Source organism: Bacillus sp. BHET2, from assembly GCF_005938125.1.
GTDB lineage: Bacteria > Bacillota > Bacilli > Bacillales > Bacillaceae_B > Rossellomorea.
In genome coordinates this window covers 159,446-175,096 of the sequence record NZ_VCQN01000002.1, presented here as the reverse complement: position 1 = coordinate 175,096, position 15,651 = coordinate 159,446, and the positions used below count along the sequence as shown (strand labels likewise).

At 41.5% G+C, this 15,651-nt stretch carries 17 protein-coding genes and 1 other annotated feature; of the genes, 16 read left to right on the top strand and 1 reads right to left on the bottom strand.

Annotation, left to right across the window (positions count from 1 at the left end; all coding sequences use genetic code 11):
• Positions 1 to 2: 2 nt before the first annotated feature.
• From bioB to FGG79_RS10475, 16 genes are all read left to right on the top strand, one after another.
• Positions 3 to 1,007 (top strand): biotin synthase BioB, encoded by a 1,005-nt coding sequence (bioB, locus tag FGG79_RS10550; protein ID WP_138778064.1) that lies wholly within the window; start codon positions 3 to 5, stop codon positions 1,005 to 1,007.
• 263 nt (positions 1,008 to 1,270) lie between these two features.
• On the top strand, positions 1,271 to 1,456 hold the full coding sequence (locus FGG79_RS10545; protein WP_138778062.1) for a hypothetical protein: 186 nt from the start codon (positions 1,271 to 1,273) through the stop codon (positions 1,454 to 1,456).
• A 15-nt stretch (positions 1,457 to 1,471) separates the two neighbouring features.
• On the top strand, positions 1,472 to 1,603 hold the full coding sequence (locus tag FGG79_RS10540) for a YrzQ family protein (RefSeq protein ID WP_171050891.1): 132 nt from the start codon (positions 1,472 to 1,474) through the stop codon (positions 1,601 to 1,603).
• 183 nt (positions 1,604 to 1,786) lie between these two features.
• On the top strand, positions 1,787 to 2,863 hold the full coding sequence (locus FGG79_RS10535) for an AI-2E family transporter (protein ID WP_138778058.1): 1,077 nt from the start codon (positions 1,787 to 1,789) through the stop codon (positions 2,861 to 2,863).
• A gap of 75 nt (positions 2,864 to 2,938) precedes the next feature.
• Positions 2,939 to 3,180, top strand: a binding site (T-box leader).
• Between the two features lie 60 nt (positions 3,181 to 3,240).
• Complete coding sequence (gene alaS / locus FGG79_RS10530) at positions 3,241 to 5,874, top strand: alanine--tRNA ligase (protein ID WP_138778056.1); 2,634 nt, start codon at positions 3,241 to 3,243, stop codon at positions 5,872 to 5,874.
• Positions 5,875 to 5,957: 83 nt separating this feature from the next.
• A complete protein-coding gene (locus tag FGG79_RS10525; RefSeq protein WP_138778054.1) occupies positions 5,958 to 6,224 on the top strand; it encodes an IreB family regulatory phosphoprotein in 267 nt (88 codons plus the stop codon).
• 3 nt (positions 6,225 to 6,227) lie between these two features.
• Positions 6,228 to 6,644 (top strand): Holliday junction resolvase RuvX, encoded by a 417-nt coding sequence (gene ruvX / locus FGG79_RS10520; RefSeq protein WP_138778052.1) that lies wholly within the window; start codon positions 6,228 to 6,230, stop codon positions 6,642 to 6,644.
• 14 nt (positions 6,645 to 6,658) lie between these two features.
• A complete protein-coding gene (locus FGG79_RS10515) occupies positions 6,659 to 6,949 on the top strand; it encodes a DUF1292 domain-containing protein (RefSeq protein WP_138778050.1) in 291 nt (96 codons plus the stop codon).
• A gap of 204 nt (positions 6,950 to 7,153) precedes the next feature.
• Positions 7,154 to 8,254, top strand: coding sequence for an endolytic transglycosylase MltG (gene mltG / locus FGG79_RS10510; RefSeq protein WP_138778850.1), 1,101 nt, complete (start codon positions 7,154 to 7,156; stop codon positions 8,252 to 8,254).
• Positions 8,255 to 8,455: 201 nt separating this feature from the next.
• Positions 8,456 to 9,100: an O-methyltransferase gene (locus tag FGG79_RS10505; protein ID WP_138778048.1), complete on the top strand. Its 645-nt coding sequence runs from the start codon at positions 8,456 to 8,458 to the stop codon at positions 9,098 to 9,100.
• Entirely contained in the window at positions 9,100 to 10,029 is a 930-nt protein-coding gene (locus tag FGG79_RS10500) for a peptidase U32 family protein (protein WP_138778046.1), read from the top strand. The genes FGG79_RS10505 and FGG79_RS10500 overlap by 1 nt, the downstream gene beginning before the upstream one ends.
• Before the next feature lie 37 nt (positions 10,030 to 10,066).
• Positions 10,067 to 11,353 (top strand): peptidase U32 family protein, encoded by a 1,287-nt coding sequence (locus FGG79_RS10495; protein ID WP_138778044.1) that lies wholly within the window; start codon positions 10,067 to 10,069, stop codon positions 11,351 to 11,353.
• 5 nt (positions 11,354 to 11,358) lie between these two features.
• Complete coding sequence (udk, locus tag FGG79_RS10490) at positions 11,359 to 11,994, top strand: uridine kinase (protein WP_138778042.1); 636 nt, start codon at positions 11,359 to 11,361, stop codon at positions 11,992 to 11,994.
• A 178-nt stretch (positions 11,995 to 12,172) separates the two neighbouring features.
• Entirely contained in the window at positions 12,173 to 12,649 is a 477-nt protein-coding gene (gene greA, locus FGG79_RS10485; protein ID WP_138778040.1) for a transcription elongation factor GreA, read from the top strand.
• A gap of 97 nt (positions 12,650 to 12,746) precedes the next feature.
• A complete protein-coding gene (locus FGG79_RS10480; RefSeq protein WP_138778038.1) occupies positions 12,747 to 14,492 on the top strand; it encodes a peptidoglycan D,D-transpeptidase FtsI family protein in 1,746 nt (581 codons plus the stop codon).
• Between the two features lie 128 nt (positions 14,493 to 14,620).
• Positions 14,621 to 15,316 (top strand): YrrS family protein, encoded by a 696-nt coding sequence (locus FGG79_RS10475; RefSeq protein ID WP_138778035.1) that lies wholly within the window; start codon positions 14,621 to 14,623, stop codon positions 15,314 to 15,316.
• Between the two features lie 58 nt (positions 15,317 to 15,374).
• Here the strand turns inward: FGG79_RS10475 and FGG79_RS10470 are convergent, their stop codons facing one another.
• Entirely contained in the window at positions 15,375 to 15,581 is a 207-nt protein-coding gene (locus tag FGG79_RS10470) for a DUF2536 family protein (RefSeq protein WP_113971303.1), read from the bottom strand.
• Positions 15,582 to 15,651 lie beyond the last annotated feature (70 nt).

Sequence of the window (15,651 nt, the reverse complement as noted above, 5' to 3'; positions counted from 1 at the left end):
ATATGAAAACATGGAAGCAGCTTGCAAAAGGGGTAATTAAAGGAGAAGAAATAACAAATGAAGAGGCGTTATCAATTTTGCAAAGCTCAGATGATGAGCTTTTAGAGTTATTACATAGCGCGTATTTAATACGAAAACATTATTATGGGAACAAAGTAAAATTAAATATGATCATTAATACAAAGTCAGGTCTTTGCCCTGAAAATTGTGGATATTGTTCACAGTCCATCGTTTCCAATGCACCAATCGAGAAGTATAGGATGGTGGATAAAGAGACGATTCTGAAGGGAGCAGAAAATGCTCATAAGCTAAATGTTGGAACATATTGTATAGTGGCGAGCGGACGGGGACCGAGCAATCGTGAAGTGGATCATGTCGCCTCAGCAGTAAAAGAAATAAAAGATCAGTATCAGTTAAAGGTATGCGCATGCTTAGGTTTATTAAAGGATGATCAAGCGAAGCGCTTAAAAGAAGCGGGTGTTGATCGGTACAACCACAACATCAACACCTCTGAAAACCATCATGAAAACATCACCACTTCCCATTCATATGAAGATAGGGTGAATACCGTAGACCAGGCTAAGGCCCAGGGTATTTCCCCTTGCTCAGGGATCATTGTCGGTATGAAAGAGACGTTGCAGGATGTTGTAGATATGGCTCACAGTTTAAAGGTATTGGATGCTGATTCAATACCGGTGAATTTTCTACATGCCATAGACGGGACTCCCCTTGAAGGGACCAATGAACTCGATCCGAGATATTGCCTGAAAGTACTTTGCTTAATGCGTTTCATCAATCCTACTAAAGAAATTCGTGTTTCAGGTGGGAGGGAAGTGAACCTTCGAAGTTTACAACCTTTGGGGCTTTATCCGGCAAACTCAATTTTCGTTGGAGACTACCTAACAACAGCAGGACAGGAAGGAACGGTCGATCATCAAATGCTTGAAGATCTGGGATTTGAAATTGATTATGTGAAGGAAGTAACTGAAAAAGTGACGTCATCATAAATTCTTTATAAGTTGAATATGAGGCTTTATAGCGAACTTAGCCACGGTGCGTTCAAACAACAAAGGGTGAAAAATTCATTGGGTTTCATGGAAAAGGTTACTCCTTATGAAATCAAGGAAATATCCCACACTATATAAGAACGGTGATGCCACATCATCGTTAGTGCGTCGATTCCCATTAAACAAGTATAAAACTGGCTGCAATTGGACATGATGGTAGGGAATAATCACCATTACTGGTGTAACCTGAGGTGAACGTACCGATGAAGTGTCCAAATTGTCAGAGCAAAGATATAGGGAAGATCGGCATCAACCAATATTACTGTTGGGGTTGCTATATCGAGCTTACCTTGTCAAAAGGAGTCATTCATACTCATCAGGTAGAAGAGGATGGATCGTTAAGCTCCTTAGACGACTTGTTTGATGAAGAAGAGCGCCGACTAAGCTAGAAAGAGGTGTCTTTCTTGAATAAAACATTTGCATCCATCGCGGGCTTCGGAGCAGGTATCGCTGCTTCCATCTATTCACAAAGATCCAATATGATGAGCCAAAGACAAATGAAACGAATTCGTAAACAAGTAAAGAAACTTTTTTAGCAATAAGAAGGCTGGCTCATTTTTTGGGTCAGTCTTCTTTTTATAAGGCTCCCATTTCAACTTGAAACGGACTATAGAAACGGAATTTCATTCTTTAGAATCATATACTTCATTAATAGAAACCTCCGATGAATAAAACCACCTCCTATTTTCGAACAATAGAGAGACAAGGAGGTGTCTACAATGGAAAAGAGATCCTATACCAAATGGATTTACAGGCTATCTATGGCCCTTTTAGCTGCATTATTCCTTTATGTTCTCTATTTGTTAAAACCTGTATGGCATCCGGTATTAGTGGTCTTATTGTTTTCCTTGCTTCCGTTCATAATAGGAGGATTCATTGCATATCTGCTTCATCCAGTAGTGGAAAAGATACACGAAGCTGGAATTCATAGAGGAATTGCCATCATGCTCATCTATCTCCTATTCTTTGGAGGATTGGGCTATGCAGTCTATAAAGGAACACCTGCCATCATTCATCAGCTAAAAGATTTATCGGAGAATGCGCCTCTATTCACAAAGCAGTATCAAGGGTGGCTGAAGGTTGTGCAGAGCGAGACCTCGACATGGCCGGACGGAATTCAGTCACAGCTGGGAGAAAGAATTGATGGACTGGAAGCGTGGGTGACAGGGCTTGTGGCTTTAGTGCTCGCTGCCTTAATGAAATTTATGAATAGTCTTCTGCTGGTTGCTATCATTCCTTTCGTATCCTTTTATTTATTGAAAGACATAACGAAAGTGAAGACATTCGTGTGGCATCTGACTCCGAAACAATGGAGACAGAGTGCGATTTCCTTTTCGAAGGATGTGGATGAATCTCTTGGAGGATATATTCGGGGCCAGCTTTTGGTCTGTTTACTCATCGGTGGCGTTTCAGCTGTTACCCTTTGGTTGATCGGCATGAAATATCCCTTAATTCTCGGTTTACTCATAGGTGTGACGAATGTGATCCCTTATTTCGGACCGATTATCGGGGCCATTCCGGCAGTGATTGTTGCCAGCACCATTTCCGTCAATATGGTGATGTATGTTGTCATCATGGTGGTGGCCCTTCAGTTTTTAGAGGGGAATATATTATCTCCCCTCATCGTTGGGAAAAGTCTTCATATGCATCCCCTGTTCATCATGGGTGCCCTGATTCTTGGCGGTGAGGTTGGAGGCGTGATCGGAATGATTGTGGCAGTGCCGGTTCTAGCAGTTGTAAAGGTCGCCATTTTTCATGGACGCACTCATTTTCTGCAAACAATGAAGGAAGATTAGCGGGAAAATAAGAATCAACATTGACAAATACAGTGAATATTTCTATAATCCAACTTATACAAGTAATCATATAGCATGAAAGCTATGAAGGATCGAGTAGGTTATAGTCCATTTTCCAGAGAGAAATCCCCAAGGCTGAAAGGGAATTCAAATGAAGGATATCCGAATGCTAATCCTGAGTGCAGGTAAAGCCTGCCGTCTATCCGCGTTAAGGTGTTGTTGAGGGATGAACAATTCGATAAGGGGAGCAAGTTATACACTGCCTTTTCATTGTTCATAACCAGGGTGGTACCGCGAGAACAGCTCTCGTCCCTGTTTTGGGATGAGGGCTTTTTTGTATTCTTTTTTAACCATACATATAAAGGAGGAAGCTTCAAATGAACAAATTAACAGGTGCAGAAATTCGTCAGAAGTTTTTAGATTTCTTTCAAGAGAAAGGACATGGTGTGGAGCCAAGTGCCTCACTGGTGCCCCATGAAGATCCATCCCTATTATGGATCAATAGTGGTGTAGCGACATTAAAGAAATATTTTGACGGGCGGGTCATCCCGAAAAATCCAAGAATCGTGAATGCACAAAAGTCGATTCGTACAAATGACATTGAAAATGTTGGGCAAACAGCTCGTCATCATACATTCTTCGAAATGCTTGGGAACTTTTCGATTGGGGAATATTTTAAAGTAGAAGCAATTGAATGGGCTTGGGAGTTCTTGACCGATGTGAAATGGATAGGCTTCGATCCTGAAAAGCTTTCTGTCACGATTCACCCGGAAGACCATGAAGCATTTGATATCTGGAATAAAAAAGTGGGTGTCCCTGCTGAGCGCATCATCCGCATCGAAGGAAACTTCTGGGATATCGGTGAAGGTCCAAGTGGTCCGAATACAGAAATCTTCTACGATCGTGGACCTGAATATGGTGACAATCCAGAAGACTCTGAATTATATCCAGGAGGGGAAAATGATCGTTACCTTGAAGTGTGGAATCTTGTGTTCTCACAATTCAATCATAATCCTGACGGAACATATACTCCGCTTCCTAAGAAGAACATTGATACTGGGATGGGCCTTGAACGGATGGCGTGTGTCGTGCAAGAAGTACCTACAAACTTTGATACAGACTTATTTATGCCGATCATTTCAGCGACGGAAGAAATATCCGGTAAGACATACGGAAAAGGCAGTGGAAATGATGTAGCGTTCAAAGTGATTGCCGATCATATCAGAACGGTTGCCTTTGCAATCGGTGATGGGGCACTTCCATCCAACGAAGGCCGTGGTTATGTACTAAGAAGACTGCTTCGCCGTGCGGTACGATTTGCAAAGCAAATTGAAATTAATCGTCCGTTCATGTACGAATTGGTTCCAGTTGTTTCTGAAATCATGGTGGATTTCTATCCAGAAGTGAAACAAAAAGCAGAGTTCATTCAAAAAGTAGTGAAAAATGAGGAAGATCGCTTCCATGAAACATTAAACGAAGGATTGACGATTCTTTCTTCCATCATTAAAGTTCAAAAATCTGCCGGAAGTAACGTTATACCCGGTGAAGATGTCTTCCGTCTGTATGATACGTATGGCTTCCCTGTCGAATTAACAGAAGAATATGCAGAAGAAGAAGGGTTAACAGTAGATCATGCAGGTTTTGAAACAGAAATGGAGGCTCAGCGTGAAAGAGCGAGATCGGCTCGTCACGATGTAGGCAGCATGCAGGTGCAAGGTGGAATTCTTAGCGACATCACGGTTGAAAGTCGCTTCGTAGGATACGACACATTGGAGAGCACGGCAACGATCCTTGAATTATTAGTCGACAATGAACGCCAGCCGAAAGTGGGTAAAGGCCAGGAATGTCAATTCATTCTGGATCAAACACCGTTCTATGCGGAAAGTGGTGGACAAATCGGTGACAAAGGACATATTGAAGCTGATGGTGTAAAAGTGTTCGTGACAAGCGTAAAGAAAGCTCCAAATGGACAAAATCTTCATTCTGCCATCGTTGAAGAAGGAACCTTAGAGCAACATGCACAGGTGATTGCGAAGGTTTCCCGAGAGTCGAGAACGAAAGTGGAGAAAAACCATACTGCGACTCATATCCTTCACCAAGCATTGAAAGATGTTCTTGGAGATCATGTGAACCAGGCTGGCTCCCTAGTAGAACCAGATCGACTACGCTTTGACTTCTCTCACTTTGGATCTGTTTCTGCTGAAGAGATTGACCGTATTGAAACCATCGTCAACGAAAAGGTTTGGCAGGCTGTTTCAGTGAACACGGCCCTTAAATCATTATCAGAGGCAAAAGCGATGGGAGCGATGGCTTTATTCGGAGAGAAGTACGGGAATGAAGTACGGGTTGTGTCCATTGGTGAATATAGTCTAGAGCTTTGTGGTGGCTGTCACGTATCCAATACATCTGAAATCGGCTTGTTTAAGATCCTTTCTGAAAGCGGGATCGGAGCCGGAACGAGAAGGATTGAAGCTGTGACTGCAGAGAATGCATATCAAGTATTAAACGATCAGGTTTCTCAACTGAAGGAAGTTGCGGCTAAACTTAAATCGAATCCTAAAGAAGCTGTCAATCGCGTTGACTCTTTATTACTGGAGATGAAAGAGCTTCAAAGAGAAAATGAATCATTATCTGCAAAGTTGTCTAACATAGAAGCAGGCAGCTTAACGGATCAAGTGAAGGTCATTGATGGTGTGAATGTTCTTTATGCCAAAGTGGCAGCTGGAGATAGCAACGGATTACGATCAATGATGGACGACCTGAAACAGAAACTGGGCTCAGGTGTAATCGTATTGGCAACAACTGGAGAGGACAAAGTCACAATCATTGCAGGAGTTACTGGCGACTTAGTCGAAAAAGGATATCATGCTGGAAAACTGGTTAAAGAAGTCGCTTCACGCTGTGGTGGAGGTGGCGGTGGCCGTCCGGACATGGCTCAAGCTGGTGGTAAACAACCGGAAAAAGTGGAAGAAGCCCTTCAATTTGTAGAAGAATGGGTCAAATCCATTTAACTCCTTGTGAAAGTGGTGTACAATGTAGGTAACGATTAACAATTCGGTTGTCAAAAAGACAAGCCTAAAGAGAGGTGCTAAAAATGAGTTCTTTTGACAAAACGATGCGGTTTGATTTTTCTGAGGAGCCATTCGAACATGATGTAAGGGAAGTACTTTTACAGGTTCATAATGCTTTGCAGGAAAAAGGCTACAATCCGATCAATCAAATCGTAGGGTACTTATTATCTGGAGATCCTGCTTACATTCCAAGACATCAAGATGCCAGAAATATCATCCGCCGTTTAGAACGTGATGAGATCATCGAAGAATTAGTCAAATCGTATTTGAAACAGCACAAAGAGGGATAATACATGCGTGTAATGGGTTTAGATGTTGGCTCTAAAACAGTGGGAGTCGCAATTAGCGACGAACTTGGCTGGACAGCTCAAGGAATTGAAACGATTAAGATTGACGAAGATCATGGTGTGTTCCGTATGGATCGAATAAAGGAGCTTGCCGATGAGTACCAGGTGGAAACGGTTGTCGTTGGAATGCCTAAAAACATGAACAACACCATCGGTCCACGTGGGGAAGCGTCTATTGCTTATGGAGATTTAATTCATCAAGAGTTATCCCTTCCCGTTAAATATTGGGATGAAAGACTGACCACGATGGCTGCTGAAAGAGTCCTTTTAGAAGCCGATGTAAGTAGGAAGAAGCGAAAGAAAGTAATTGATAAAATGGCTGCAATGATGATCCTTCAAGGATTTCTTGACAGCCAAAAATGATGAGGTGAATGTTCATGGAACACGGAGAAAAACAAATTACAGTAGTTGACGAACAAGGAAGTGAGCAATTATGCGAGGTCCTTTTCACATTTGAATCAGATAAATTCGGAAAGTCTTATGTTCTTTACTATCCGTTAGGAGCAGATGAGAACGACGAAGAAGAAATCGAAATTCATGCATCAGCATTCATGCCTGGTGACGAAGGTCAAGAAGGCGAATTAAAGCCGATAGAAACAGAAGAAGAGTGGGACATGATCGAAGAAATGTTAAACACTTTCTTAGATGAAGAAGAAGACGCTGAATAAGCAGAACGTATAGCACCATATGAAACAGGGACCGCAAAAGGGGGCGAAAAATTCACCCTTTTTGCAGGTCCCTGTTTCACTTTGTGCGAAATATTGTATAATAGTGGAGATGATGTCGAAATATGTACAACGGATAGCCCGCTTTTTTGCTCGAAAGGGGGAAATGTAGCTTTGGAAGAAAAGAAAAATATAAAAGAGACATTGATGAAAAAATTGCTGGAAAGACAAGAGGAGGCAAAAGTCATTAGAAAAATAGTAGGACTTGTCATTCTTTGTCTTGTCATTGTCATAGGGGGAACAGCAATAGGCGGATACCTTTATGTGAATTCGGCCCTGAAACCGGTTGACCCTGACAATACAAAATCAGTAAAAGTGGAAATACCAATCGGTTCCGGTGTGACCAGTATCGGAAATATCCTGGAGAAAAAAGGGATTGTGAAAAACTCAACTGTCTTTAAATATTATGTCAAATTCAACAATGAAGCAGGGTTCCAGGCAGGCTCTTATGATTTGACGCCTTCTATGACCTTGAATGAAATTGTCAACAGCTTAAAGACAGGGAAGGTAATGAGAAAAGCGGAATTTAAGATCACCGTTCCAGAGGGACTTCAATTAGATCAAATCGCAGAAATCATTGCTGATAAGTCTCCATATAAACAAGAAGAAATAGAGACGAAATTAAACGATAAGAAATGGCTCGAGCAATTAAAAGAGGAATATCCGGATCTGATTACTGATGAAATTCTAAAAAAAGAAATTAAGCACCCGTTAGAAGGATATCTATATCCTGCCACTTACCCTTTTTATGAGAAAAAGCCTTCTTTAGATAAGATTATTAAGAAGATGATCGCTCAAACCGACGAGGTATTGGCTCAGTACCATGAGGCCATGGCGGCAAATGAATATACACCTCATGAACTCCTCACCCTCTCTTCCCTTATTGAGGAAGAAGCAACCGAAAAAGCGGACAGAGGGAAGATTTCCAGTGTATTTTATAACCGTATGGAGAAAGATATGCCTCTTCAAACGGATCCGACCGTGCTTTATGCACTAGGCGAGCATAAAGGGAAAACAGTATACAAAGATCTTAAAGTGGACTCACCTTATAACACGTATCGAGTGAAGGGACTGCCACCAGGACCGATTGCGAATGCCGGTGTGTCGTCGATTGAAGCAGCCTTGCAGCCTGAGGATACAGAGTACTATTATTTCTTGGCCGCTTCTAATGGATCAGTATATTATTCTGAAACGTTGGATGAGCATAACGAGAAAAAAGAGAAGTACATTACAAACAAAGAAGAATAGTCTGATAAGAAGAGGAAAGAAACATTCGCTTTCCTCTTTTTTATGTGATAAAATAGTACAAGTTATTTTTATATTCGGGTGTTATCTTTATGAAGAGATCTGAGGAGTAGAAAGCTTATTGTAGCTTTCTTCTTTTCATGTTGTCTAAGAAAGAATCGCCTTATCTAAGACCAAGTACGGTCATGATCGTGAGGCTTATATATGAACGAACAAGTTATTCATTATATAGAAACAATCGTGAAACAACGACCTGCATTAATTTCTGAGATGGAGCAATATGCACAAGTTCATAATGTTCCTATCATGGAACTGGTCGGTATGGAGGCGCTCTTAGGGATGCTGAGGATCCAACAGCCGAAACGAATTCTGGAAATCGGGACGGCTATCGGGTATTCGGCTCTACGAATGGCAGGTGCTGTACCTGAAGCGACCATCGTTACCTTGGAGCGTGATGAAGAAAGATTCGATGCAGCCAAAGGGTTTCTCTCTCGTTCTGAAGATGGCAAACGGATCATCTCGGTATTTGGGGATGCTCTTGACATGGCTGAAGAAGTGGCCCAGCATGGTCCCTTTGATGCCATCTTTATCGACGCTGCCAAAGGCCAATACCTAAAATTCTTTGAACTCTACACCAACATGCTCTCAGATGATGGTGTGGTCTATTCAGATAATGTCCTGTTTAAAGGACTCGTGGCCGTAGAAGAGGTTGAACAGAAGAGAATTCGGAATATGGTAAAGAAGCTACAGCAATATAATACGTGGCTGATGAATCATGAGCAATTCGACACGAGTATCTTACCTGTTGGCGACGGAATAGCCATTAGTAAAAGAAGGGGTGAGCAATGATGAAAAAGCCAGAATTACTCGTAACCCCTGTCTCTGTGTCTGATATTGAAGAGTTGGCTTCAGCGGGAGCCGATGCATTCATGATCGGTGAACAGCGGTATGGATTAAGGCTTGCCGGGGAGTTCTCAAGAGATGATGTAAGGGTAGCGATTGACTTGGCCCATAGGCATAACAAGAAAGTATATGTTGCCATGAACGCCCTTTTCCATAATGATAAGATTGCGGAGCTTGGTGATTATATTGCATTCCTTCAACATGCTGGTGCTGATGGGGTCGTTTTCGGAGATCCTGCTGTATTAATGGCTGCTCGGGAAGTGGCACCAGAGATGAAGCTGCACTGGAATACAGAAACGACTGCCACCAATTGGTACACGTGTAATTACTGGGGCAGAAAAGGTGCGAAACGTGCCGTGTTGGCCAGGGAATTAAGCATGGATACGATTGTGGAGATCAAAGAAAATGCAGAAGTTGAAATAGAGGTACAGGTTCACGGTATGACTTGCATGTTCCAATCAAAACGTTCTTTACTTGGGAACTATTTTGAATATAGAGACAAAGCGATGGAAATTGAGAACCGTAAAGAACAAAAGAATATGTTTCTGCATGACGAGGAACGTCATAATAAATATCCTATTTATGAAGATGAAAATGGGACTCATATTATGAGTCCAAATGATATGTGTATTGTTGATGAATTAGGCGAAATGATTGACGCTGGAATCGATTCTTTCAAAATCGATGGAGTGATGAAATCATCACACTATATCCTTGAAACAACCAAGCTATACCGTAAAGCCATTGATCTATATGTAGAAGACGAAGATCAATATGAAGAGCAGAAAGACGACTATTTAGAGGAAGCGAAAAGTTTGCAACCGGAAAGCCGCCCTTTGGATACAGGCTTCTTCTTTAAAGAAACTGTGTATTAAGAGCATAAAGAAGATAGATTAGAACGGAGGAGTTACGATGACCACGGTTGTGAAAAAACCTATCTCTAAATTGGTAGACGGAAAGCGTGTCATTGTGAAGAAACCTGAGTTACTAGCTCCTGCTGGTAATCTTGAGAAATTGAAGATTGCAGTGCAATATGGGGCAGATGCCGTCTATATTGGTGGACAGGAATATGGCCTGCGATCAAATGCTGGTAATTTCACGTTTGAAGATATGAAAGAAGGCGTGGAGTTTGCAAGTAAATACGGTGCCAAGATTTATGTGACTACTAATATCTATGCCCATAATGAGAACATGGATGGTCTTGAAGACTACCTTCGGGGAATCGGTGAGGCTGGAGTTGCGGGAATCATAGTGGCAGACCCCCTTATCATTGAGACGTGCAGAAGGGTTGCCCCGAATGTTGAGGTGCATTTAAGTACACAGCAGTCCCTTTCAAACTGGAAAGCTGTTCAGTTTTGGAAAGAAGAGGGGCTTGATCGTGTTGTGCTGGCTCGTGAAGCGAGCGGTAGAGAAATCCAGGAAATGAAAGAAAAAGTCGATATTGAAATCGAGACCTTTATACATGGAGCAATGTGCATTGCATACTCTGGCCGCTGTACATTAAGTAACCACATGACGGCAAGGGATTCAAATCGCGGTGGCTGCTGCCAGTCTTGCCGCTGGGACTATGATTTATATGAAGTGAATGAAGGGAATGAAGGGAATGAAAATCCTCTTTACGATCAAGGGGATGCTCCTTTTGCCATGAGTCCGAAAGACTTAAAGCTTGTTGAATCAATCCCGGGTATGATTGAATTAGGCATTGATAGTTTGAAAATCGAGGGGCGAATGAAGTCCATTCACTATGTAGCCACAGTCGTCAGTGTATACCGCAAAGTGATAGATGAATATTGTAAAGATCCGGATAATTTCAGCATACAAAAAGAGTGGCTTGATGAGCTGGAAAAATGCGCGAATCGAGACACCGCTCCTGCATTTTTTGAAGGAGTGCCAGGTTTCAAAGAACAGATGTTTGGCGTTCACAACAAGAAAAACACAAATTATGAATTTGTCGGACTTGTTTTAGACTACGACGAAGAAACCCAAATCGTCACAATGCAGCAGCGAAACTACTTTAAGGCAGGACAAGAAGTGGAGTTTTTTGGTCCTGAAATCTCAAACTTCACACAAGTAGTAGAGAAGATGTGGGATGAAAAAGGTAATGAGCTTGAAATAGCCCGTCACCCATTACAAATTGTGAAATTTTACGTTCATCAGAAAGTATATCCTGATAACATGATGCGAAAGGAGAACAAGTAATACTTATGAAGCATAAACCCGTTGTAATTGGTGTAGCAGGAGGTTCCGGCTCAGGTAAAACAAGTGTTACCAAAGCCATTTATGAGCAATTTCAAGGTCATTCAATCTTAATGTTGCAACAAGACTATTATTATAAAGATCAATCAAATCTACCTTTTGAGGAACGTTTGAAAACGAATTATGATCATCCATTAGCCTTTGATAATGATCTTTTAATTCAACATTTACATGGTCTTTTGGATCATCAAGCGGTCAATAAACCAGTGTATGATTATAAAATGCACACTCGTTCAGAGGACACAATTCTCGTTGAACCAAAAGATGTTATTATTTTAGAAGGAATTTTAGTATTAGAAGATGAAAGATTGCGTAACTTAATGGATATTAAGCTATATGTAGATACCGATGCTGATCTTCGAATCATTAGAAGAATGCTTCGCGATATTAAAGAACGGGGACGCTCCATTGATTCAGTGATTGATCAATACATCACAGTTGTTCGTCCAATGCATAATCAATTCATCGAACCGACGAAGCGATATGCGGATGTGATCATCCCTGAAGGTGGGCATAATCACGTGGCGATCGATTTAATGGTAACAAAAATTCAAACAATTCTTGAACAAAAGTCATTTTTGTAATACGATAGCATAGATAAAGACATATAGGTTAGATTTTACATTTTCCCACATTGTAAAGTAGTAGGGAATGGAGAGAGAAGCGATTCTCCTTCCATTCCCTGCCTCTACATAAGCATCAGTTGAATATTTACATACAGAGCACGGGATGCTCTTAGAGAGAAAAGGAGTGAAGAGGGTCATGAGTACAGATAAAGTATTTCCTATGACATCAGAAGGTAAGATAAAATTAGAAAAAGAACTGGAAAACCTGAAAACGGTTAAACGTAAAGAAGTAGTAGAGCGTATTAAAATTGCTCGAAGCTTCGGGGATCTATCCGAGAACTCAGAGTACGACGCAGCAAAAGATGAACAAGCATTTGTTGAAGGTCGTATTTCTACTCTGGAAAATATGATTCGCAATGCGAAGATCATTCAAGAAGATGATATGAATTCAGATACAGTTCAACTAGGTAAAAAAGTGACGTTCGTTGAATTACCTGACGGTGATAAAGAAACATACACGATCGTTGGTAGTGCAGAGGCAGATCCATTTGAAGGAAAGATTTCAAATGATTCACCTATCGCGAAAAGTCTTCTTGGCCATAAAGTCGGCGCTAAAGTAAATGTTCAGACTCCAGGTGGAGAAATGAGCGTTAAAATTGTAGAAGTAAGCTAATCACCAAAGAAGGGGCTCAATAAACGAGCCCCTTCTTTTTTATGCCGAAAAGATTATTTCGTATAATTCTCGTCAACAATGAGGACGAGGTGACAATATGAAACGGAAACGAATCAGACTGCTTAGTATCGTCTTATTACTCGGTCTCTGTGCTCTTTCGGGGAGATTGATGCAATTGCAATTATTTCAAACTGAATCGTATTCAAAACATAAAATAAATCTTCTTGAAGAAAGTGTTGCTCAACGGACACAACAATTAGTGGTCGATGAAGGGCGAGGAGAATTCCTGGATCGAAACGGGGAGCCCCTTACATTTACGGAAAAAAATATCCTAGTTCTATTCCCATTCCTTAAACAAATGGAGTGGCCGGTGGATAAGGTCGCCGGCATCCTCCATGTTCCCCCTGAAACGATTCAATCAAAGCTTGAGGAAGCAAAGGGACCAATTGTGTTCGGTGGCAAAGATCCATTGCAGCTGACGGAAAAACAGATGGAAGGAATCAATTCTCTCGAAATTCAAGGTGTATTTGCCCTAACCAAGAAGTTCAAAAGCAGCGAAGTATTGGCATCACAGTTGATCGGAGTAACAGGGGAGAATACAGAGGTATTCCACCAACGGTATCCGGACAAAGTGAAGGGAGCCAATCAAAAAATCGGTGTGTCCGGCCTGCAAGAGAGCTTTGATGAGTGGCTGGTAGCAGAAGAGGAAGCCAAGCTGATTTATCATGTGGATGCTATCGGAGGACCTTTATTCGGGGTTGATGTAAAGTACTTGGCACCAGCCAATCCTTTTTACCCTTTAAATGTGAAGACGACGATTGATGCGAATATGCAACAATCATTGGAAGAAGTGGCTGATACGTATAACATTAAAAAAGGAGGACTGTTGCTCCTCGATATTGAAAAAAGTGAAATCGTAGCCAATGTTTCAAGACCTGTCATGAAAAGCCGGGATCCATTTAGTGGAGGAGCAACTAATTACATGCTTAAAGCGTTGATCCCAGGTTCCGTGTTTAAGACAGCAGTTGCGGCTGCAGCAATGGATGAAGGAATAGTCGATGAAAACAGGCTATTCCCGTGTGATGAAGACATACGTGGTGAAGCAGCCGAAAAACCACACGGAAACATTAATATTAAGGAAAGCATTGCGGTCAGCTGTAATCGGACCTTTGCGGATCTTGCGAAACAGTTGACGGAAAAGGATGATCATCTTCTGGATGAATATGCTGAAAAAATCGGCCTCCTTGGTGATATTGCCTGGAAAGGGGATGTCTTTCATTACGAAAGCTTTCCTCAGCTTCAAGTGAGTGAAGGAAGGATTTTCGCATCAGACGAAGAAAGAAAAGATCCGAATTATGTTTCCCAAACTGGCATCGGACAAAGGGAAGTTCGGGTTACCCCACTAGGGATAGCCAATATGATGGCCACCATTGCGAGGGGTGGGGAAAAGTTTCAGGTAAGGGCCGTATCATCAGTCGAGTATCAAAATGGGACAAATATGTTTTCGTTTCCAAAACAGAAGCTTGAAGGAGAAACGATCACTCCTTATACCGCCATGAAACTTCAACAGTACTTAAGAGGGGTAGTGAACTCACCAGAGGGAACGGCTACCTACTTGCAAACGGCAGCCTACGCGATCGCGGGGAAGACAGGAACCGCCCAGACCGGGAGCTTCAGAGGGAAAAAAGAATTATATAATAAATGGTTCGCAGGTTATTTTCCCTTTGAAAATCCAAAGTACGCCCTAGTTGCAGTCAATATGGATGTGACCATTGACGAAGGAGGAATCTACCCTATTTTCAAAGATAGTGTAGACGCCGTTTATAGATTTGAAAACCAATAAGATGCATATCCAATGGAACTGTGACCTTTCTCCCTTTATTGCTAAAACGAAAGGGGTTGGATAATGTTTCGCTTTATTCTTTTCCTCTTATCATGTTAAAATGTTTAGGATAATAGGGAGGGAACACAATGGCGAAATACCAATCTCGATTAGATAAACGATCTAAAAAGAATTCAAATAAGATATTGAACATAATGATCGCAGTCGTACTTCTGTTAATTGTAGTTGTAGGAGGCACAATTGTGCTAGGCGGCGGAGATGAAAAAGCGACTTCTGATGCGCAGAATGAAGAATCCAAGGATGCAAATAAGAAGGATAGTAGTGTAAAAGACAATGAACAATCTGTTTCGTTGGATAAAGATAACGATGCTAAAGACAAATCAGACGAAGATAAAAAAGACGAAGAAAAACAAAAAGAAGATGATGAAACTGCTGATGAAGACAAGGAAAATGTAGCGCTGGATGGGGAAGATGACAGTAAGATGAAAGTGGAAGAAAGTGACGAACCAAATGTGAAGAAAAACATGGTGCACCCTGACTGGAAACCTGTCGGTACAGAGCAGACAGGTGAACATGTTTCTTCCTACGATTTAGGTACTGCTGACTGGCAGGAAAAAGTGAAGGCCACTTCATATGCAACAGGCATTCCTGAAGAGAATATGACCGTTTGGTTTATCGAAGGGAATGGGGGACCTCAGAAATCCATGGCTACCGTAACGACAAAAGATACCCAAACGCCTTACAGAGTGTATCTGCAATGGGTGGATGGCCAAGGGTGGCAGCCTACAAAGGTTCAGGAATTAAAAGAAAACGATAAAGACTAAAGAGATAGATGAAAAAGAGGCTCTCCCATTAAAATGGGAGAGCCTCTTTTTCTATGAATCACTTCTTCACTTTAAAGTGAACTGCAGCACTATATAATCTTCTGCCATTTTCGTCGATTGAAACAGCATGATTAACATGATGGACACTGAGCATAATTGCTTTATTATGCTGAATTTGCTCATCTACCTTCTTTTCCAGAGTTCGTAAACTATCTGCCTCAAAAAATTCCACTTTATCTTCTATCAGATCAAATGAAATATTCATTTGAAATCCTCCTTTATTCCAGTTGAATGCCTCTTATCACTAGAGTCTCTTCCTTTATTTTAGAGTCAAT